A 20946-nucleotide genomic window follows, 5' to 3' on the forward strand; every position below is an offset into this window, starting at 1 on the left:
GAGAAAGCGGGGGCTGACACAAAACCTGGCCTATTGCAACTTGCCTGGTCCGTTGCGAGCCTGGTGCCCCCACTTTCGGCGCGGGATGCAGCCGCCCGCCCGCCTCGTCCTTTTCAACAGTTGCATTTGATCCGACAGAATGACCTGAGGCTTGACATCTCCAAATAGGATGGTTGAGTCTCATTTGTAGATATTTGGTCCGTCAGTGACCGAGGCTCCGCGATGCAGGACGGATATCGGGAGCTAGGGAGGGGATTGATATGACGACCGTGAAAGAATGGCCCTGCGAGACTGCTCGCTTATCTCTGGCGACGCTGCTGCTTGCATCCATGACGGGCTGTGCAACCGCCGGAGGAACGGCCGATGTGGCCGGCTATGATCTGGTGATCCGCAACGGCTCGATCTATGATGGCAGCGGCAGTGAACCCTATGTGGGGGATCTGGCGGTCGAGGGCGACCAGATCGTTGCGATCGGACAAGTCCGCGGCGAGGGGCGCGAGGAGATCGATGCTGCCGGGATGGCAGTCGCACCTGGATTCATAAACATGCTGAGCTGGGCCAATCGTTCCCTTCTGGAAGACGGTCGCGGCATGTCCGACATCCGCCAAGGGGTGACGCTTGAAGTGTTTGGCGAAGGATGGACCATGGGGCCCATCAATAGCTCCATGCGACAGGAATTGCAGGCGCAGATGGGCGAAAGCGGCGTCGCCATCGGCTGGACCACCTTGGGCGAATATCTCGAAAATCTCGAGGAAAAGGGCATTTCGCCCAACGTCGCCAGCTTCGTGGGCGCGACGACTGTGCGGATCCACGAACTTGGCGAACAGGATGTCGATCCGAATCCTGACCAGCTTGCTCGAATGCGCGCGCTCGTTCGCCAGGCGATGGAAGAGGGCGCGATGGGAGTGGGATCTGCGCTGATCTACGCCCCCGGCAATTATGCCGAGACGCGAGAGCTCGTCGCTCTTGCCGAAGAGGCAGGCCGCTGCGGCGGTATGTATATCAGCCACATGCGTTTGGAAGCCGACGAAATCGGCAGCGCGATTGACGAGGTGATCACGATCGCTCGCGAAGCCGGCCTGCCGGCGGAAATCTATCACCTCAAGCTTGCCGGCAAGCGGAACTGGGACCGGTTGCCGGAGATCGTCGCCAAGATAGAGGACGCGCGTCGTTCGGGCATCAGGCTGACAACCAACATGTACCTCTACACTGCGGGTGGTACCGGCCTCGATGCGGTTATCCCCCCGTGGGTGCAGGCTGGCGGCCGCGACGCCATGCTCGAGCGGTTGCAGGATCCAGCGACCCGGGCCAGAATTCTACAGGAGATGCGCGCGGAAGAAAGCGATTGGGAAAACCTATTGCGCGCTGCCGGAGGTGATGGCGTTCTGCTGGTGAATTCCGAGAATCCCGAGTTCCAGCCGCTGATGGGCAAAACCCTCGCACAGATTGCCGCGTTGCGCGGAACGAGCGTGGAGGAGACCGCCGTCGATCTCGTCCTGCAGGATGGCCAGATCGGCGCGATCTACTTCATGATGTCCGAAGAGAATATCGCCAAACAGGCCGCGCTCCCATGGATGAGCTTCGGATCCGATGCATCCGCTCCCGCCGCCGAGGGCGAAACGCTCAACAGCGCAGCGCATCCGCGCACCTACGGCAACTTCTCGCGTTTGCTCGGCAAATACGTGCGCGAGGAAGAAGCGCTGCCTCTTGCTCGGGCAATTCGCGGGCTGACGGCCTTGCCGGCCTCGAACCTCGGGCTGCGTCAGCGTGGCAGCCTGGCCGTCGGCAACTTTGCAGATATCGTGATATTCGACCCGACCACTATCAGCGACCATGCAACTTACAATGCGCCCCACCAATACGCCACCGGTGTCACCGAGGTGTTCATCAACGGCGTGCAGGTACTTTCCGACGGGCAACATACCGGCGCGACACCGGGGCGGGTTGTTCGCGGGCCCGGATGGACTGGGTGGCCCGGGGGCGGCGCTTGCGCGGACTGAAGCGATATTCGACGTGTCAGCCGACGACGGGCATTGATAAGCTGGTTTTCTTCGGTGGTGCTGGGCGATGATTTTTCGAAAGTGGGGGACTGAACGATGCCTGGAACGAAACTTTGTCTGGCGGTGGCGACCTTGTTCACGGCCAGTTCGCTGTCGGCGCAAGTGGACGATGCAGAAAGCTTTCTCGAATTTCCCATAGCAACGGAAGTCAGCGCATCCGAATCTTCGTCCGTTGCGTGGCTCGTGGCGCAGGGGGACGAGACCCATCTGATGTACGCGCAGGCACCGGAGTTCCGGCCGGTCAAACTCTTCGGCCAGTCCGATGTAGAGGGACAGCCGATCACCAGCGTCCTTGCATCGCCGAGGGGCGACTATGTTGCCTATCTGACCGGTGTGCCGTTCAATGCCAGTGGAGACGCCTTCAATCCTGCGGATCTTCTTCGAGCCCCGTCGGCGACGCTCTGGCTGATTGGAACCGAGCCCGGCTCGAAGCCGATCGAAATCGGTGTCGGCTTCGGGCCGAGGTTTTCACCTGGCGGCGAGCAAATGGTTTATCGCAAGGGACGCGACCTGTGGTCGGTAAACCTCGAGCAACCGACGGCGGAGCCGACGGTCCTCGTGCAAGGCGGCGGCGGGTTCAACCAGGGCTTGTGGTCGAAAGACGGTCGGACGCTTTACTTCGTGCAGGATCGCGGGGGCTGGTCGTTCCTGGGTCGGTATTCGCTTGGAGAAGAGCGGGTGACATGGCTGGTGACCGGACCGCACCGCTTGAGTTCCCCCCAACTCTCTCCCGACGGCCGGACGATCGCTTATCTGCGCTGGCCCGCTCGCGAGCACACGAAATCCTATGATTTGACCGCAAATCAGCCCTTTGCCGTGGAAACGGTCGATATCGCTTCCGGGCAGGTACGGACCGTCTACGAGCCTGCCGGTGCCGCAGGATCGCAATTGTCGGATGATCCGGAGGGTCATTTGCGCTGGGCCGACGACCGCAACCTCGTCGTCCGGTCGGAGGCTGACGGCTGGGCGCGACTTTATGCCATTCCTCGCACCGGGGGAGCCGCACGCGCGCTCACGCCGACAGGCTGCGAAGTCGCCGAAAGCGAGCTCGCCGCTGCCGACAGCCTCTTCGTTATCCATAATTGCACAAACATCGACACAAGGCAGCTGTCGCAGATCATGGTTTCGACAGGACAGGCGCGAGCGATCTCAAGCCCGGATGTGGTGATGGGTCTTGCCCGTTCCGCTGGCGACAGCCGCTACGTGGCATTCACCGGAGGCGATGCAGAAGATGCGCCTCTTCTGCGCGTACTCGATCTGCGGTCGGGTCAATTCGCCCTTGTCGAGGAGCCGACCGACTACGGCTATTCCCACAGCTTCGATGCGCCTCCGCCGCAGCTGGTCCGGATCAAGGCGAGCGACGGCGGGACGGTGCCGGCGCAACTGTTTCTTCCTTCGACGGACGGTCCTCATCCAGCGGTGGTCTATGTTCACGGCGGGCCGCCGCGGCAGATGTTTCCCGGGTTCCACTTCGGCAGCTATTACGCCAAGGATTTCGCGGTGAACCGGCGGATGGCGGAACTGGGGTACGTCGTTGTCAGCATCAACTATCGATCCGGTGTTGGCTATGGCCGTGACTTCCGCGAGGCTCCAGGTCGTGCCTGGCGGGGCGCGTCCGAATATGCGGATGTACTCGGCGCGGGGCGCTGGCTCGAGCAGCGCGAGGAAGTCGATCCCGAACGCATCGGGATCTGGGGCGGCTCATACGGCGGATTGCTGACCGCTCATGCACTCGCACGGGATTCGGAGCTGTTTGCTGCCGGGGTGGCGATACACGGAGTCTTCGATTGGAGCTGGCCTTCGCCCACGCCCGGTCATCAGAATCCCAGTTTCATATTCGGCGTGAGCGAAGCGGACAGGCCTCTGGCGTTCGAGTCCTCGCCGCTTGCCGCGATCGATGACTGGACTTCGCCGGTGCTGCTGATCAGCGGCGACCGCGACATGAGTGTGGATGTGCTCGAAACGATCGATCTGCACCAGAAACTGAGCGCCAAGGGCGTCGACGTTCGCACTGTGCTCCTGCCAGGCGAAGCGCACGACATCATCCTTTTCTCGAATTGGCAGAAGATCTGGGAAGAGAGCCGTCGCTTTTTCGAAGAGAAGCTTGGCGAGTAGCGGGCTCGCAGCCACCACAGGCGACAGCTGAGCGGGTGGACTGGTTGAGGGGCGGCATCAGCTGCACTCTACGCCCTCCACGCAGAACTCGGACGCGAAAGCATCCACACCAAGGTCATCGAATCCCTGAGCGGCGCATTCCGGGGCGGGGCGCCGTTCGGACGTGGCAATCTCGCCCAATGCTGCGGAACCGCGTTCACTTGGAGCAGACCGTACACGAGAGCAAAAGCTACCAGGGACTGCATCCGCCAATCATCGATCAGGAACCGTTCGACGCGATGCAGGGGGGTGCTGGCGCGCAAACAACGCGGCGAGCGCATCCGGTATTCTTCGCGTGCTCCACTGCCGGACTTTGGAATGATGCGCTCGGCAACAGGATGGCGGCAACGCATGCTCACGACCGCGGCGGACAGCGCCATCTCTATGACATCCTCTATCTCATCTCCCCGGTTTCCGCATCACATACCGATGCGGCCCGGGTGTTGCAGCGGAGGCCGACGCCCGGAATGGAGGCCATCCTGATTGAGCGGCTGCGATGGTGGAGCAATCGGCCAAACGCTGGGTGGTCTGATTTCCTGCCTCTCGCCACTCGCGTAGAATTGCACTGCGAGGCAATGGTCGTGGATGTGCCGCCCCCGCCCCACGAGAAACGACTGATTCCGCGCCGTTTTGGACGCCTGCTGGCGTCGGAAGCATGACTATTGGACTAGTTGGCGGAGAGGGAGGGATTCGAACCCTCGGAACGCTTGCGCGCTCAACAGTTTTCGAGACTGCCCCGTTCGACCACTCCGGCACCTCTCCGCATCGCCCTGTCGGCGCGCTGGCGGGGCGAACCCCGCCCCGGTCGTTGGGAAGCCGCGCGGTTAGCCCAAGCTTTTGGGCGGGGCAAGCCGAAATATGCCGCGCGGGTGCGCAAAACGGGGGATGGTTGCCACGGATTACTTGTCACCGCAGTGCGGCACCCCATATTCCGTGTTCTCATGGATCGTGCCCTGTTCTTTTCGCCCCAAGCCGGTCGCACCATCGATGCGCCCGAGCTGGCCCGCACCCGCTTCGCCATCGGAGATGTGGTGCGCCACCGCATGTTCGATTTCCGCGGCGTGATCTTCGATATCGACCCGGTTTTCGCCAATAGCGACGAATGGTACGATTCGATCCCAGAGGGCATTCGGCCCGACCGCAACCAGCCGTTCTACCATCTTTTCGCCGAGACGGACGATTCCAGCTACACCGCCTATGTCAGCCAGCAGAACCTGGTGAGCGACTCGCTGGCCGGTCCGGTCGAGCATCCCGAGGTCGACCAGATGTTCGAGCAGTTCGAGAACGGGCGCTATCGCGTGCGTCGCTCGCTGACCCACTGAAACTCATACGGGACGGAGGCGAGGCCCGGCCTCGAACCTAGCTCTTGATCTTCCACCCCGATTTGAGCAGCCGGTAGCACAGCGCCGCCAGCAGCAGGTTGAGCACCGCCAGACCCAGCGCCGCCCAGACGATCGGCTGCGTCCCTTGGCCGATGTCGCTTTGCCCCAGAAAGCCGTAGCGGAAGCCCGAGATCACGTAGAAGAACGGGTTGAAGCGGCTGATCGCCTGGAACAGCGGCGCGAGATTGTCGATCACGTAGAAGGTGCCCGAGAGCAGACTGAGCGGCGCGATGACGAAATTGGTGACCGCGGCGTTGTGGTCGAACTTCTCCGCCCAGATCGAGGCCAGCAGCCCCATCAGCGCGAGCATGATCGAGCCCATCAGCCCGAACCAGACGATCGCCCAGGGCTGCACCACATGGAGCGTGACGCCGGGGTAGAGCGCCATCGCCAGCGCCACCGTGCAGCCCACCGCCAGCGCCCGGGTGACCGCCGCGGCGACGATGCCGGTCATCAGCTCGCCTTCAGACAAGGGCGGCATCAGCAGGTCAATGATCGTGCCCTGGATCTTGCCCGAAAGGAGCGAAAAGCTGGAATTGGCGAAGCCGTTCTGCATCATGCCCATCACGATCAGCCCCGGGGCGACGAAATCGGCGAAAGACACGCCGAGCACCTCGCGTCCGCCGCGCCCCAGCGCTACGGTGAAGATCACCAGAAACAGCAGCGTGGTGACCGCAGGCGCCCAGATAGTCTGGGTCTGCACCTTGAGAAACCGGCGCACCTCCTTAATATAGAGACTCCACAGTCCGATGCGGTTGATGCCGGTGATGACCGGCCGACCGTGCGGCGCGAACCGGGTGGAAGCACCGCCGCCTTCGCTCTCGACGAGAGAAGAGGCGGCGATTTGCGCGTCCGGGGCGGAGTTCGGGACTTGATCGGCCATGGGCGCGCGCCTACGTCGATGCAGCCCCGCTGACAAGCACGCTTCCGCGCGACCCGCCGGGCGCCCAATGCAAAATGGAATGATCTGAATGAGCTGGACCGACGAACGCATCGCGACCCTGAAAAAGATGTGGGAAGGCGGCGCCACCGCCAGCCAGATCGCCGACGAACTGGGCGGGGTCAGCCGCAATGCGGTGATCGGCAAGGCGCATCGCCTGGGCCTCAAGGCGCGCCCCTCCCCGGTCAAGGCGGCCGAGAAGAAGGCTGCCGTCGCCAAGAAGCCCAAACCCGCACCGAAGCCGGCTCCGAAGAAGCCGCAGGTCCGCGCGGATGCGCCCCCGACCGAGCCCGCGCCAGCGCCCAGCACCGCGCCCCCGCCTGCTGCGCCCGCGGCAGATCGGAAGCCGGAGCCGCAAGCGGAACCCGCGACCGCTTCGTCGAACCAGGCGCAGCCGCTGCCCAACCGCGCGCCCGACCTGCCCAAGATCGTTTCGGTCGGCCCGGGCGGCTTCCTGCGCCAGGGACCGGGCGATCAGCAGCCGCCGATCCCGCCGGCTCCGCCGCGCCGCCTGGTGCCGGCCAAGCCGAGCCCCGAGATCGCCGACAAGACCAGCCTGCTCGATCTGAGCGAAAAGGTCTGCCGCTGGCCGATGGGCCACCCCGGCGAGCCGGATTTCCACTTCTGCGGCACGGCGGTCAATCCGGGCTTCCCCTATTGCGTCGAGCATTGCGGCCGGGCCTATCAGGCGCAGCTGCCCCGCGGTTCGCGCCGTCCCCCGCCGCCGCTGCCGTTCGGCGGTCCGCGCGTGCGCTAGAGCTTCGGGCGATCTCCCGGCGGATATCGGCTGTCGCCGCCGAAGCCCTTGGACGCGCCCCACCGGCGCGCTATGGCTGCCTTGAAAATTCGGGAGCCTCCAATGCCGCTATCGCTTCACGCCGCTTTCATCCCCAGCGCCCTGCAGATGATCGACAGCACCAAGGGTCTCGTCGATCGCGGCGAAAGCTGGTGCAGCGAGCAGGGGCACGATCCCGCGCACGTCCTGTCCGCGCGCATCTATGAGGATATGTTCCCCTTCACCTATCAGGTGAAGAGCGTGGCGGTGCACACGGCGGGTGCGCTGGCGGGAGTGGCGAACGGCGTTTTCCAGCCCGACCTCTCGCCGCCGCCCGAAAGCTTCGATGGCCTGCGCGAGCAATTGGCGACCGCCCGCGCCACACTCGAGGGCGTTTCCGAGGACGATCTCGAGCAGGCGATCGGCCGCGACATGCGGTTCGAATTCCGCGACTTCAAGCTGGAGTTCACCGCCGAGGACTTCCTGCTCAGCTTCAGCCAGCCCAATTTCTACTTCCACGCCGCCACCGCCTACGACATCCTCCGGATGCTGGGCGTTGCGATAGGCAAGCGCGATTTCAGCGGACGGCTGCGGCTCAAGCGGGGCTGAGCGCCAAGGCCCCGGTTACGAAGCCCGCGCGAACCAGATGGTGTGGTGCGGACCCTTGTTGTTGGGCCGCGCGCGCACCCGGCGCTCCTCGATCTCGAAACCGGCGTCCTTCAGCCGGGTGCGGAATTTGGGATCGGGGGCGGCGGACCACACCGCCAGGATCCCGCCCGGCTTGAGCGCATCGCGCGAGCGGGCGATGCCGGTGCGGGTGTAGAGCCGCTCGTTGCCATCGCGGACGATCCCGTCGGGGCCGTTGTCGACGTCGAGCAGGATCGCGTCGAATTTGGGGCTGGTGCCGTCGTTGGCGTCGTCGATCAGCGCCGCGACATCGCACAGCACAACTTCGCCGCGCGGATCTTCGAGCGTCGTTCCGGTCAGATGCGCCAGGGGCCCACGCGCCCAGGCGAGGATCTCGGGCACCACTTCGGCGACCACCACCCGGCCATCCGCGGGGATCGCCGCCAGCGCCGCGCGATAGGTGAAGCCCATGCCATAGCCGCCGATCAGCACGCGCGGTGCAGGCGCGTCGATCTGTTCCAGCGTGAGCTGCGCGAGCTGTTCCTCGCTGAACTGCATCCGCGTTCCCATCAGCTCGTCGCGGCCGAGCATGATGATGTGATCGCGGCCGTGGCTGACCAGGGTGAGCGTGTCGCCGCCGGGAATCTGGGCGGTGGCAAGGGTTTCGCGCGGCAGCATCGGTAATCTCCAAACGAAAGGGGCCGCGAATGGATCGCGGCCCCCGGTCTTATCGTCATTTCAGCCGGGCTTGAACCCGGTCGAGGGCTCAATCCTTGAGGAAGTCCGGCACATGCGCGCCGCCTTCGCTCGAACCGCCGCCGCCTTCGCGATTGCCGCGACCACCACGATCGCCGCCACGGTCGCGGCCACCGCCGCCGCCGCCGCGCGGGCCGCGCCGGTCGCCGCCCCGGCCACCGCCGCCGCCCCCTTCACGCTTTTCGCGCGGAGGACGGGTGTCTTCGAGTTCCTCGCCGGTTTCCTGATCGACGACGCGCATCGACAGGCGAACCTTGCCGCGCTGGTCGATCTCGAGGACCTTGACCTTGACCTCCTGGCCTTCGGACACGACGTCGGTGGGCTTCTCGACACGCTCGTTCTTCATTTCCGACACATGGACGAGACCGTCCTTGCCGCCCATGAAGTTCACGAAGGCGCCGAAGTCGACGATGTTGACGACCTTGCCTTCGTAGATCTTGCCGACTTCCGCCTCTTCGACGATGCCGAGGATCCACTTGCGTGCGGCCTCGATCTCATCGGTGTTGGAGGAGCTGATCTTGATCACGCCCTCGTCGTCGATATCGACCTTGGCACCGGTCTCGGCGACGATCTCGCGGATGACCTTGCCGCCGGTCCCGATGACGTCGCGGATCTTCGACTTGTCGATCTGCAGCGTCTCGATACGCGGCGCGTGCTTGCTGACTTCGCCGCGGGCGGTGCCCAGCGCCTTGGTCATCTCGCCCAGGATGTGCGCACGACCGGCCTTCGCCTGCTCGAGCGCCTTTTCCATGATCTCGCGGGTGATCCCGGCGATCTTGATGTCCATCTGCAGGCTGGTGATGCCCGCTTCGGTACCGGCGACCTTGAAGTCCATGTCGCCCAGGTGATCCTCGTCGCCGAGGATGTCGCTGAGCACGGCGAAGTCGTCGCCTTCCAGGATCAGACCCATCGCGATGCCCGAAACCGGGCGTTCGATCGGCACGCCGGCATCCATCATGCTGAGGCAACCGCCACAGACCGTCGCCATCGAGCTCGAGCCGTTGGACTCGGTGATGTCGGACAGGATGCGGATGGTGTAAGGGAAGTCCTCGCGGCTCGGCAGCACCGGGTGCAGAGCGCGCCAGGCGAGCTTGCCATGGCCGACCTCGCGCCGGCCCGGGGCGCCGAAGCGGCCCACTTCACCGACCGAATAGGGCGGGAAGTTGTAGTGCAGCATGAAGCTTTCGTAGGACAGGCCGCCCAGCCCGTCGATCATCTGCTCGGATTCCTTGGTGCCCAGCGTGGTGGTGCAGATCGCCTGCGTCTCGCCGCGGGTGAACAGCGCCGAACCATGCGTGCGCGGCAGGAAGCCGACCATCGCCTCGATCGGGCGAACCTGATCGACCGTGCGGCCATCGATCCGCTGGCCGTCCTTGAGGATGGCCTTGCGCACGATGTCGCTTTCCAGCTTCTTCACCAGCTTGAGCTTGCCGAGATATTCGGCAGGATCGGCGTGATCCAGGCTCTCGTAATGGGCGCGCGCCTTGGCACGGGCATCGGCGATCGCGTTCTGGCGCTGCTGCTTGTCGGTGAGCTTGTAGGCGGCGGCGAGATCGTCGCCGATCAGCCCGCGCAGCTCGTCGAGCGTCGCGCTCTTGTCTTCGACCGGTTCGAGATCCCACGGCGTCTTGGCAGCCTGCTCGGCCAGATCGATGATCGCGCCGATGACCTTGCGGTTCTCGTCATGCGCGAACATCACCGCGCCGAGCATTTCCTCTTCGGTCAGTTCCTTGGCTTCGGACTCGACCATCATCACCGCGTCGTGGGTGGCGGCGACGACGAGATCGAGACGCCCGTCCTCGAGCGTCTTGGACTGCGCCGGGTTGAGGACGTATTCGCCGTCGATCATGCCGACGCGGCAGCCAGAGATCGGCCCCATGAAGGGCAGGCCCGAGATCGTCAGCGCCGCCGATGCGGCGATCATGGCGACGATATCGGCCTCGGTCTCGCCGTCATACGACAGCACCTGGCAGATCACGTTGATCTCGTTGTGGAAACCTTCGGGGAACAGCGGGCGGACCGGGCGATCGATCAGGCGGCTGGTGAGCGTTTCCTTTTCGGTCGCGCCGCGTTCGCGCTTGAAGAAGCCGCCCGGGATGCGCCCGGCGGCCGAGAATTTTTCCTGATAGTGGACGGTGAGCGGGAAGAAGTCCTGCCCTTCCTTCACACTGCGGGCGGCGGTCACGGCGCACAGCACCACGGTTTCGCCATAGGTGGCCAGCACGGCGCCGTCGGCCTGACGGGCGACGCGGCCGGTTTCCAGCGTGAGGGTCTTTCCGCCCCACTCCAGTTCTACTTTCTTGGTGTCGAACATTCTATTTCCTTCCGATCCCGCCTGCCACATTGCAGCGCGGGGCCTCCATTGTCCGGGGATGCCGTCCCGGTGCGGTGCAGGGCGTTGATCCGCCCCAGGGCGCGCGGACCGGATGCCCCCGCGCCGATAAGGGAAAGGGCGGCCCTTTATGGGAGCCGCCCTTCCACGAAACTCTTATTTCCTCAGACCCAGTTTCTGGATCAGCGCATTGTACCGCTCGACGTCTTTCCTCTTGAGGTAGGCGAGCAGGTTGCGGCGCTTGTTGACCATCATCAGCAGGCCGCGACGCGAATGATTGTCCTTGTGGTGGCCCTTGAAGTGGCCGGTCAGGTTCTTGATGCGCTCGGTCAGGATCGCGACCTGGACTTCCGGCGAACCGGTATCGCCCTCGGCTTGCGCGTTGTCCTTGATGATTTCCTGTTTCTTCTCGGCGGTAACCGTCATGCATTCTACTCCGCGACATCGGATGTGTTGAAACCCCGGACGACCTTGGCCGTCCCTCCGACGATCTCGATCAGCGCGACCGGAACATCCTCCAGTTTCGCAAAATAGAGCCCGTCGGTCTGGGGCATTCCCGAAATCACCCGGCCCTGGCGGACCGCCTGCGCGCTATCGGGGTCGAGGGAAAGGGCCGGGATGTCGTCCAGCCCCGCCTCCAGCGGCAGAAGCGATTGGTGAAGTGGCGCGCCCTTGCCGATTTCGTTCAGGGAGTCCAGCGAAATCGCCTGTTCCTCGCGGAACGGGCCCGCCTTGCTGCGCCTGAGATAGGTGACGTGCCCCACCGTGCCAAGCGCGCGTGCGATATCCCGTGCCAACGACCGGATGTAAGTGCCCTTGCTGACATGCGCGACCAGCGTGACGCTGTCCGCCAGCTCCAGCGGGGCACCCGGATCGTAAGGGTCGGGACGGCCCGAAGTGGTGGCGAAGGTGCTGCCGAGATCGATCGGCGCGCGCTCTCGCTTGTCGCTGTCGGCATCGCGCAACAGCGACAATTCATGGATCGTCACCTGCCGCGGCTTCATCTCGACCTCTTCGCCGGCGCGGGCGCGATCATAGGCGCGCTTGCCGTCGATCTTGAGCGCCGAATAGGCGGGCGGCAGTTGCTCGATCGCGCCGGTGAAGTGCTCCAGCACCCCGGCGATCGCAAGCATCGGCGGGCGATGCTCGGAGCGTTCGACGACCTCGCCCTCGGTGTCGAGCGTATCGGTCTCCTCGCCGAACTGGATGGTGAACTCATAGACCTTGCTGGCATCGAGCATCCGCCCCGCCAGCTTGGTCGCCTCGCCCAATGCGATCGGCAGCACCCCCTCGGCCAGTGGATCGAGCGTGCCGCCATGGCCGACCTTGGTCTTGGCGTAACCCGCCTCGCGCAGCACGCGCTTGACCGCGCCGACAGCCTGTGTCGAGCCCAGCCCGCGCGGCTTGTCGAGCACCAGCCAGCCGTGCGGCTTAACGCCGGAATTCGGTGGGGCGGTCATTCCGCAATCCCGCGGGCGATCCAGCCGGCGATGTCGAAATAGATCTCCTGCACCCACAGCACCGGCGGAAGGACCACGTTCTCGACCACGCCGCTATCGGGAAAGGCCCAGCTGGCCGCGATCAGCACGACGATGAACACCATCCCCAGCGCCTGCAGCCGCTGCCACTGGCGCTGATAGCGCAGCGGCAGCAGCCCGCCGACGATGTGCGAACCGTCGAAGGGCGGAATCGGCAGCAGGTTGAACAACGCCAGGAAGATGTTGATGAGGATGAAATAGGTGAAGCCGGCGAAGAACCACGGGTTGGGCTCGATGCCGGCAGCATGGCTCACGCCCATCACCACCCCCGCCAGAATCGCGCCCAGCAGCGCCAGGAGCAGATTGGTCCCCGGACCCGCCGCAGCCACCGCCATCATCCCGTAGCGCGGGTTGTCGAGCCGGTCCTGCCGCACCGGGACCGGCTTGGCCCAGCCGAAGATCGGACCGCCGAACAGCGCCAGCGCGCCCGGCACCAGCAGCGTGCCGACCGGATCGACATGGCGGATCGGGTTGAGGCTGAGGCGGCGCTGTTCCCGCGCGGTCGGATCGCCCAGCATCAGCGCCACCCAGCCATGGGCGACTTCATGAAAAACGATCGCGACGATCAGGCACGGGATCAGGATCGCCGCGAGAATGAGAGTTTCGAGCATTGTGGTTAGATAGGGCGTCGGCGCTCAGCCCGCCAGCGCCTCGCTGAAATGGCGGCGGCACAGCGCGAGATAGCGATCGTTCCCGCCGATCTCGGTCTGCGCGCCCTCGGCCACCGCCTCTCCGTGCTCGTCCACGCGCAAATTCATCGTCGCCTTGCGTCCGCAATGGCACACGCCCTTGAGCTCGACGAGCTTGTCGGCAATCCCGAGCAATGCGGCAGAGCCTTCGAACAATTCGCCGCGAAAATCGGTCCGCAAGCCGTAGCACACCACCGGGACCCCTCCCTCGTCGGTCAGCTTCGCCAATTGCCAGACCTGCTTGCCGGTGAGGAATTGCGCCTCGTCCACCATTACGCAATCGATCGGGGTCGCGGCATGAACCTCCATCACCGAACGCCACAGATCGGTGCCGCCCCCGAATCGGTGCGCTTCGGTCTCGAGCCCGATCCGGCTGCGGATCATACCTTCCGAGCGGGTATCGAGCGCAGCGGTCCACAGCATCGTCCGCATGCCGCGCTCGCGATAGTTGAAATCGGCCTGCAGCAGCGTGGAGCTCTTCCCCGCATTCATGCTGGCATAGTAGAAATAGAGCTTGGCCATGCCTCAACGTGACCGATAGCCGGCGCCGAAGCCACCCCCGATGCCATCCTGGTCGCAGCTTGTCTGCGGATAAGATCGCCACGCGATGCGTTGTCCCACTAAACGTCAGGAAGGACTCCAAGCATGATCCGTTCGCTCCTCATGGGCCTCGTCGCGGGCCAACGCGGCATGACCCCGCTGGCCGCCGTTGCCGCAGCGGCGCGGCGAGGCAATCTGCCCCCCGGCGCGCCGCTCGAACGGCTGATCTCGCATCCGGCAATCGCCGGCGGCACCGTCGCGCTGGCAGCGGCCGAGATGGCGGGCGACAAGATGAAATCCGCGCCCGACCGGATCGAGCCGCTGGGGCTCGTCGCGCGCGCTCTGACCTCGGCCTATGCCGGGGCGGCGCTGGCGCCGGGCGGCGAGCGGACGGCGGGTGCGATCCTCGGAGTCGCTGTGGCGCTCGGCGCGTCCTATGTCGGGTGGCGGCTGCGCTGCGCGGCGATGGAGCGCTATGGCCAAACCGCGACCGGGGCGGTCGAGGACGCGGTCGTGCTCGGCAGCGGTCTGAGCATCGCGCTCGCCCCGCGCTGACTCAGTTCGCGTCGCCGGACTCGTCGTTGAGATCGCGCGCGACCTTCGGGTCGTTGAGCAATTGCTCGATCCGGCTGGCCTCGTCGAAGCTCTCGTCGGCGCGGAAGCTCAGCTTGGGCGCGAATTTCAGCCCCAGCCGTTTGGCGACCTCGCGCTGGAAGAAGGCGGTGTTGGTGCGCAATGCCTTGAGCACCACCGTCTCCTCTTCGCCCAGCAGCGGCTTCACATAAGCCTTGGCGTTGCGCAGATCGGGCGACATCCGCACCTCGGTGACCGAGATCGTGGTGGCGCTGAGCACGTCGTCATGCGCCTCGCCGCGCGCGAGCAGTTCGGACAGGATATGGCGCACCCGCTCGCCGACCTTGAGCACGCGGACCGATTGCTGTTCGGGAGTGGCGGGGTTGCGGGCCATCAGGCGTCTCCCTGCGGACGGGGGGTGGGAATGGCGGTGCTGGTCGCGCTGGCGAGCACCGTGCCCTCTTCGGAAAGCAACTGGCCCTCGAGGAAGATGACCCGGCGTCCGCGCCGCACTACCCTGCCCTTGCCGATCAGCGGACCCGGTGGGACTGGCCTGAGCAGGCTCATGCTGATTTCCAGATTGAGCGGCGCTTCGGCATGATCGGTTGCCCAGACATGCGCCCAGCCCATCGCCTCGTCGAGGAACCCCGCGACCAGCCCGCCCTGCACGCTGCCGCGCGGAGTGATGAAGCTCGCAGGCGCGGTAAAGCGCAAGGTGATCTCCTCACGCGCCGCGTCGAAACTGTCGAACTCGACACCCATGAGATCGGCATGGGCGGCGTCCAGATTGTGCGGGCGTTCGGCCTTATTCATCTTCGACCCTCATGGTCCCGAGACCACGAACAGCAGGTCTCCGGCAAAATAGATCAAACCTAGAAGGACGGCGATCACCGCCCCAGCGAGGCCGAGAAACCGGAACCTGCGGCTGGGGCGGTAACGCAATACCGATTCCCGCTAGAGCGTGCGTTCGCGCAGCTCGACCTCGAAGACTTCGAGCTGGTCGCCCGGCTTGATGTCGTTGGTGTCCTCCAGGACCACGCCGCATTCGAGACCGGTGCGGACCTCGTCCACATCGTCCTTGAAGCGCCGCAGCGACGCGATGGTGGTGGCCGAGACGATGACGTCCTCGCGGGTGAGACGCGCGAACAGACCCTTGCGGATGACGCCTTCCTCGACCAGCAGGCCGGCCGCCTTGTCCTTCTTGCCCGAGCGGAACACTTCCTTGACGTGGGCCCGACCGACGACGGTCTCGATCCGCTCCGGACCCAGCTCGCCCGCCATCTCCTTCGCGACCTCCTCGGTCACGTGATAGATGACGTCGTAATACATCATCCGGACCTTGTCGCGAGCGATCAACTGGCGCGCCTTGGCGTTGGGGCGCACGTTGAAGCCGATGATCGGCGCATTGGACGCCGCAGCAAGGCTGACATCGCTCTCCGTGATCGCGCCGGCACCGGCATGCAGCACGCGGACCTTGATCTCGTCGTTCGATAGATTGTGCAGCGCGGTGTTGATCGCCTCGACCGAACCCTGGACATCCGCCTTCACCACGACCGGCCATTCGATGACGTTCGACTGGAGGTTGGTGAACATGGTGTCGAAGCTGGTGGGGGCGAGCGCGGTGCGGCTCTCCGTGGCCTTTTCCTGACGGTATTCGGCCACTTCGCGAGCGCGCTGCTCGTTCTCGACCACGGTAAGCTGGTCGCCCGCCTTGGGAACGCCGCCCAGACCGAGGACCTCGACCGGCATGGAGGGTCCGGCTTCCTTGATCTGCTTGCCGAGGAAATCGACCACCGCGCGGACGCGCCCGCTCTGGGTGCCGACCACGAAGGAATCGCCGCGCTTGAGCGTGCCGCGCGTCACCAGCACCGTCGCAACAGGACCGCGGCCCTTGTCGAGCTGGGCTTCGATGACGGTGGCTTCCGCCGGACGATCCGGACGCGCCTTGAGCTCGAGCAGTTCGGCCTGCAACGCGATCGCATCGAGCAATTCGTCGAGGCCCTGCTTCTTGAGCGCCGAGATTTCCACGTCCTGCACGTCGCCCGACATCTTCTCGACGATGACCTCGTGCTCGAGCAGGCGGGTGCGGATCTTGTCGGGATCGGCTTCGGGCTTGTCCATCTTGTTGATCGCCACGATCATCGGGACGCCCGCCGCCTTGGTGTGACGGATCGCCTCGATCGTCTGCGGCATGATGCCGTCGTCGGCGGCGACGACCAGCACCACCAGATCGGTGACATTGGCGCCGCGCTGGCGCATTTCGGTGAAGGCGGCGTGACCCGGAGTGTCGAGGAAGGTGACCATGTCGCCGTTCTTCGTCTTCACCTGATAGCTGCCGATGTGCTGGGTGATGCCACCGGCCTCGCCCTTGGTCACATTGGTGCCGCGCAGCGCGTCGAGCAGGCTGGTCTTGCCGTGATCGACATGGCCCATGATGGTGACCACCGGCGGGCGCGGACGCAGCGTTTCCTCGGGATCGAGATCTTCCTCGACCTTGATGTCGACGTCGGATTCCGAGACGCGCTGAATGCGATGCCCGAACTGCTCGACGAGAAGTTCGGCGGTGTCCTGGTCGATGGTCTGGTTGACCGTGACCATCATCCCGAGATTGAACAACTCCTTGACCAGATCCGCACCCTTTTCGGCCATCCGGTTGGCGAGTTCCTGCACCGTGATCGCCTCGGGGACGACGACGTCGCGAGCCTGCTTCTCGCGCGGCGTGGACGGTCCGCCATGCGTCCGGCGTTCTTTCTCGCGGGCGCGCTTGAGCGCGGCGAGCGAACGGGCGCGACGGCCCTCGTCCTCGTTGAGCGCACGGTTGACGGTAAGCTTGCCGCCCCGCCGCTTGTCTGGCTCCTCGCGGACCGGCTTCTCTTCCTTCTTCTTCTTTTCGGGGCGCTTGATCTCGGGGCGCGCGACCGGGGTGAAGCGGCGCGGCGCGGGCGCGGTTGCGCCTTCCGTTGCGGATTCAGGCTCGGCGGCGGCCGCTTCGGAGCCGGCTTCGGCAGCGGCTTCGGCAGCACTCGGCTCCGCAGCAGCCTTGGCCTTGGCCTCGGGCTCTGCTTCGGGCTCTGCGGCGGCTTCGGCCTCGGCCTTGCGGTTTTCTTCGGCGCGCTTCTTCTCGTCCTCGGCGGCCTGCCGGGCAGCCTCTTCCTCGCGCTTGCGCGCTTCCTGGCCCTGCAGCAGGCGTGCTTCCTCGGCTTCGCGCTGGAGACGCGCGACGCGCTCCTGCGGCGTTTCGCCGGAAAGGTCCTTCTTGACCGGAGCTGCCTTGGCGGTCGGCGCGGGAGCCGGCGGCGGCGGGGGCGGCGGCGCGGGAGGCGGCGGGGGCGGAGGCGGCGGCGCCTCGCCCGGCTTCACGAGCTTGCGGCGCCGCTTGACCTCGACCGCCACCTTGTTGGTGCGGCCATGGCTGAAGGTCTGCTTGACCTCGCCGGCATCGACCGACCGTTTCAGGCCGAGGGGTTTGCGGGCAGGCTTCTGGTCTTCGTCGCTCATCTAGCTCAACTGTCCTTCAGGTATTCGTATCGTCGATCCGGCGCTCTGCGGAAGCAGGCACGTCGTCGGTGGAGGCGGCTTGGCTGCCGCCGGTAAAATGCAACAATCGCTGCAGAAGCCCCGAGACTCGCCCGGCCGCTCCATCGTCGGCAAGCCCCAGATGGACGACGTTCAGGCGGCCCAATGCCACAGACAGCGCCGCGCGGTCCAGTGGCAAGACCGTTCCGCGCAGGCCGGAGCCCTCGCGATCGGAGCCGACGCGCCACGCCTGGTCGAGCTTGCGGCTCCCGTCCTCGCTGGCATCGCTGGCGTGAAGCAGCAGCGAAACCGCGCCTCCGCGCGCCGTTTCGGCAATGCGGTGGGTGCCCAATATGAGCGCACCGGTGCGCATTTCCAACCCCAGCCGGTCGAGCAGCGCTTTTCTCAGCGCATCCTCGACCTTCTCGGGCAGATCCGCCGGAATCTCGAGCGCCCCGGTCTTGAAGGCGCGCGACAGCGCTCCCTTCAGCCGGCCCTTGGCGAGCGCCTCGGTCAGTTCGCCGCGGCTGACGCCGATCCAGGCACCCCGGCCCGGCGCCTTGGCCTGGACGTCGGGCAGCACCAGCCCGTCGGGCGAAACCGCCAGCCGGATCAGGCCTTCGCGCGGCCCGGTCTCGCCGCTGAGGATGCAGCGGCGCTCCGGGCAGCGCTCCTCGGGCTCCGCTCTACGGGGCCGCGAGGCTTCGGCGATGTCGGGCGTCAGGCGCTCATTGGGTGGAGTCCGCATCGGCGGCCTCCTGAGTGTCGGGCCCGACTTCAGGCTCGCCAGCTGCGGCGATATCCGCTTCGGCAGGAGCCGCAGCAGGCGTCTCGTCCTCGAACCAGTGCGCGCGGGCAGCCATGATGATCTCATTGCCCTGTTCTTCGCTCAGGCCGAACTCGCCCAGCACGCCGCCCTTGTCCTGCTCGCGCTGCGGCGGACGCCGCATCGGCGGACCGGCTGCGGCGGCATCCGGGTTGGCGCGACGCCGCGGCGCCTCGCGCTTCTTGGCGATCAGTTCGTCGGTCGCGAGATCGGCGAGATCGTCGAGTTCCTTGATCCCGGCCTTGCCCAGGACCACCAGCATCTGCTCGGTGAGATGCGGGATCTCGGCCAGCGCATCCTCGACGCCCAGCTCCTTGCGCTCTTCGCGATAGGCGGCTTCCTGCCGCTCGATCGCCTCGAGCGCGCGGCTCTGGAGTTCCTCGGCCAGCTCCTCGTCGAAGCCTTCGATCGCCGCCAGCTCGTCGAGCTGGACATAGGCGACTTCCTCGAGCTCGGCGAAGCCTTCGGCGACCAGCAGCTGCGACAGCGTCTCGTCGACGTCGAGCTCTTCCTCGAAGGTCTTGGAGCGTTCGGCGAATTCCTTCTGCCGCTTCTCGCTCGCTTCCTCCTCGGTCATGATGTCGATCTGATTGGCGGTCAGCTGGCTCGCGAGCCGCACGTTCTGGCCGCGGCGACCGATCGCCAGGCTGAGCTGGTCGTCGGGCACCACCACTTCGATCCGGCCCTCTTCCTCGTCGAGAACGACGCGGCTGACGGTGGCGGGCTGGAGCGCGTTGACGATGAAGGTCGCCTGATCCTCGCTCCAGGGGATGATGTCGATCTTTTCGCCCTGCAGTTCCTGGACCACCGCTTGGACGCGGCTGCCCTTCATGCCGACGCAGGCGCCGACCGGATCGATCGAGCTGTCGTGGCTGATGACGCCGATCTTGGCGCGGCTGCCGGGATCGCGGGCGGCGGCCTTGATCTCGATGATGCCGTCGTAGATCTCGGGCACTTCCTGCGCGAACAGCTTGCGCATGAAATCGGGATGCGCGCGCGACAGGAAGATCTGCGGACCGCGATTGTTGCGCTCCACCTTGCTGATGATCGCCCGGATGCGCTCGCCCACCCGGGCAGCTTCGCGCGGGATCTGCTGGTCGCGGCGGATGACGCCCTCGGCGCGGCCCATATTGACGATCACATGGCCGAACTCGACCGATTTGATCACCCCGGTGATCACTTCGCCGGCGCGGTCCTTGAACTCCTCGAACTGGCGCTCGCGCTCGGCGTCGCGGACCTTCTGGAAGATCACCTGCTTGGCGCTCTGCGCGTCGATGCGGCCCAGATCGATCGCGGGCAGCGGATCGACGATGAAATCGCCGACCTTGGCATCGGCCTGGAGTTTCTGCGCGGCAGCGAGATCGACCTGCTTGAAATAGTCCTCGACCTCCTCGACCACCTCGACGACGCGCCACAGGCGCAGATCGCCGGTCACCGGGTCGAGCTTGGCGCGAATGTCGTTTTCCGCGCCATAGCGGTTGCGCGCGCTCTTCTGGATCGCCTCTTCCATCGCCTCGATGACGATTTCCTTGTCGATCATCTTCTCGGAAGCGACCGAATTGGCGATCGCGAGGAGTTCGGCCTTGTTGGCAGACATGGCACTGGCCATCAGCTGTTACTCTCTTCTTCTTCGGTTTCGATTACGTCCTCGACACCCTGGGTGTCGAGCGGTTGAGTCGCGGCGATGAGCGCATCCGTCAGGACGAGCTTCGCGGAATGGATAAGGTTGCGCGGGAAGGAAACCTCGCCGGCACGGTTGTCGTCCACGGTGACCAATTCGCCTTCGATCCCCACAAGGGGCCCGCGCAGATTGCGGTGGCCCTGGACCTTCTCGGTCAGCGCGATCTTGGCCTCGTGCCCCGCCCAGCTGGCGAAATCCTGTGCGCGGGTGAGCGGCCGGTCGATCCCCGGGCTCGAGACCTCGAGGTGATAGGCGCCCGGCACCAGCACGGTGCCTTCTTCCTCGAGCGCATCGAGCCGTTCCGAAACCCGGCGGCTGAGCGCGGCGCATTGCTCGATCACCAGCTGGCCCGTCGCCGGGTCCTCGGCCATGATCTGCAGCGCCTGCCCGCCGTCGCCGGCTTCCGAGGCGATCATCTTCACCCGCACGAGCTCGAAGCCCAGCGCCTGCGCTTCGGGTTCGATCACTTGTATCAGGCGCTCGATGTCGGCCATTCGGTCTCCGTGTGTGCGTTTCTCGTGCGTTCCGGCGATACCACCATGATGCGTCAACGAGGT

General features: G+C 65.4%; 20 protein-coding genes and 1 tRNA gene. 7 read left to right on the plus strand and 14 right to left on the minus strand.

What is annotated here, in order from left to right:
- Positions 1–260 precede the first annotated feature (260 nt).
- The 3 genes from Q9K01_RS10305 (at position 261) to Q9K01_RS10315 (ending at position 4873) form a co-directional block, all read left to right on the plus strand.
- Positions 261–2000: an N-acyl-D-amino-acid deacylase family protein gene (locus Q9K01_RS10305; protein WP_305930165.1), complete on the plus strand. Its 1740-nt coding sequence runs from the start codon at positions 261–263 to the stop codon at positions 1998–2000.
- A 96-nt stretch (positions 2001–2096) separates the two neighbouring features.
- Positions 2097–4175: a S9 family peptidase gene (locus Q9K01_RS10310; RefSeq protein WP_305930166.1), complete on the plus strand. Its 2079-nt coding sequence runs from the start codon at positions 2097–2099 to the stop codon at positions 4173–4175.
- Positions 4176–4375: 200 nt separating this feature from the next.
- Positions 4376–4873 carry a hypothetical protein gene (locus Q9K01_RS10315; RefSeq protein WP_305930167.1) on the plus strand — a complete coding sequence of 166 codons (498 nt, stop codon included), beginning with the start codon at positions 4376–4378 and terminating at the stop codon, positions 4871–4873.
- Positions 4874–4886: 13 nt separating this feature from the next.
- On the opposite strand, the gene Q9K01_RS10320 is transcribed toward Q9K01_RS10315, so the two are convergent.
- Positions 4887–4976, minus strand: a tRNA-Ser gene (locus tag Q9K01_RS10320).
- A gap of 179 nt (positions 4977–5155) precedes the next feature.
- Between Q9K01_RS10320 and hspQ the strand changes: the two genes are divergently transcribed.
- A complete protein-coding gene (gene hspQ, locus Q9K01_RS10325) occupies positions 5156–5536 on the plus strand; it encodes a heat shock protein HspQ (RefSeq protein WP_305930168.1) in 381 nt (126 codons plus the stop codon).
- Positions 5537–5573: 37 nt separating this feature from the next.
- Here hspQ and Q9K01_RS10330 read toward each other — a convergent pair whose 3' ends face one another.
- Positions 5574–6479: an ABC transporter permease gene (locus Q9K01_RS10330; RefSeq protein WP_305930169.1), complete on the minus strand. Its 906-nt coding sequence runs from the start codon at positions 6477–6479 to the stop codon at positions 5574–5576.
- A gap of 88 nt (positions 6480–6567) precedes the next feature.
- Here Q9K01_RS10330 and Q9K01_RS10335 point away from each other — a divergent pair, with 88 nt between their 5' ends.
- A complete protein-coding gene (locus tag Q9K01_RS10335; RefSeq protein WP_305930170.1) occupies positions 6568–7293 on the plus strand; it encodes a GcrA family cell cycle regulator in 726 nt (241 codons plus the stop codon).
- Positions 7294–7395: 102 nt separating this feature from the next.
- Complete coding sequence (locus tag Q9K01_RS10340) at positions 7396–7920, plus strand: DUF1993 domain-containing protein (RefSeq protein ID WP_305930171.1); 525 nt, start codon at positions 7396–7398, stop codon at positions 7918–7920.
- A 15-nt stretch (positions 7921–7935) separates the two neighbouring features.
- Here the strand turns inward: Q9K01_RS10340 and Q9K01_RS10345 are convergent, their stop codons facing one another.
- The 6 genes from Q9K01_RS10345 to Q9K01_RS10370 form a co-directional block, all read right to left on the minus strand.
- Entirely contained in the window at positions 7936–8616 is a 681-nt protein-coding gene (locus Q9K01_RS10345; RefSeq protein WP_305930172.1) for a polyamine aminopropyltransferase, read from the minus strand.
- 88 nt (positions 8617–8704) lie between these two features.
- Positions 8705–11008 carry a polyribonucleotide nucleotidyltransferase gene (gene pnp, locus Q9K01_RS10350; protein ID WP_305930173.1) on the minus strand — a complete coding sequence of 768 codons (2304 nt, stop codon included), beginning with the start codon at positions 11006–11008 and terminating at the stop codon, positions 8705–8707.
- 174 nt (positions 11009–11182) lie between these two features.
- Positions 11183–11452, minus strand: coding sequence for a 30S ribosomal protein S15 (rpsO, locus tag Q9K01_RS10355; protein ID WP_305930174.1), 270 nt, complete (start codon positions 11450–11452; stop codon positions 11183–11185).
- A 5-nt stretch (positions 11453–11457) separates the two neighbouring features.
- Entirely contained in the window at positions 11458–12486 is a 1029-nt protein-coding gene (gene truB, locus Q9K01_RS10360) for a tRNA pseudouridine(55) synthase TruB (protein WP_305930175.1), read from the minus strand.
- Complete coding sequence (locus Q9K01_RS10365) at positions 12483–13175, minus strand: site-2 protease family protein (protein ID WP_305930176.1); 693 nt, start codon at positions 13173–13175, stop codon at positions 12483–12485. Before Q9K01_RS10365 ends, truB begins: the two co-directional genes overlap by 4 nt.
- Before the next feature lie 24 nt (positions 13176–13199).
- On the minus strand, positions 13200–13775 hold the full coding sequence (locus tag Q9K01_RS10370) for a thymidine kinase (RefSeq protein ID WP_305930177.1): 576 nt from the start codon (positions 13773–13775) through the stop codon (positions 13200–13202).
- Positions 13776–13898: 123 nt separating this feature from the next.
- On the opposite strand from Q9K01_RS10370, the gene Q9K01_RS10375 reads away from it, so the two are divergent.
- Entirely contained in the window at positions 13899–14348 is a 450-nt protein-coding gene (locus Q9K01_RS10375; RefSeq protein ID WP_305930178.1) for a DUF4126 family protein, read from the plus strand.
- A 1-nt stretch (position 14349) separates the two neighbouring features.
- Here the strand turns inward: Q9K01_RS10375 and rbfA are convergent, their stop codons facing one another.
- The 6 genes from rbfA to rimP all read right to left on the minus strand — a co-directional run bounded on the left by rbfA (position 14350) and on the right by rimP (position 20883).
- Positions 14350–14760, minus strand: coding sequence for a 30S ribosome-binding factor RbfA (gene rbfA, locus Q9K01_RS10380; RefSeq protein ID WP_305930179.1), 411 nt, complete (start codon positions 14758–14760; stop codon positions 14350–14352).
- Complete coding sequence (locus Q9K01_RS10385; protein WP_305930180.1) at positions 14760–15179, minus strand: PaaI family thioesterase; 420 nt, start codon at positions 15177–15179, stop codon at positions 14760–14762. The genes rbfA and Q9K01_RS10385 overlap by 1 nt, the downstream gene beginning before the upstream one ends.
- Positions 15180–15320: 141 nt before the next feature.
- Positions 15321–17864 (minus strand): translation initiation factor IF-2, encoded by a 2544-nt coding sequence (infB, locus tag Q9K01_RS10390; protein ID WP_305930181.1) that lies wholly within the window; start codon positions 17862–17864, stop codon positions 15321–15323.
- A gap of 16 nt (positions 17865–17880) precedes the next feature.
- Positions 17881–18630, minus strand: coding sequence for a DUF448 domain-containing protein (locus Q9K01_RS10395; RefSeq protein WP_305930182.1), 750 nt, complete (start codon positions 18628–18630; stop codon positions 17881–17883).
- On the minus strand, positions 18611–20317 hold the full coding sequence (nusA, locus tag Q9K01_RS10400; protein ID WP_305930183.1) for a transcription termination factor NusA: 1707 nt from the start codon (positions 20315–20317) through the stop codon (positions 18611–18613). Before nusA ends, Q9K01_RS10395 begins: the two co-directional genes overlap by 20 nt.
- Positions 20317–20883, minus strand: a complete 567-nt coding sequence (gene rimP, locus Q9K01_RS10405; RefSeq protein ID WP_305930184.1) for a ribosome maturation protein RimP — start codon at positions 20881–20883, stop codon at positions 20317–20319. Before rimP ends, nusA begins: the two co-directional genes overlap by 1 nt.
- Between the last annotated feature and the right edge of the window lie 63 nt (positions 20884–20946).

Origin of the sequence: Qipengyuania benthica (assembly GCF_030717865.1) — a bacterium.
GTDB classification, from domain to species: domain Bacteria; phylum Pseudomonadota; class Alphaproteobacteria; order Sphingomonadales; family Sphingomonadaceae; genus Qipengyuania; species Qipengyuania benthica.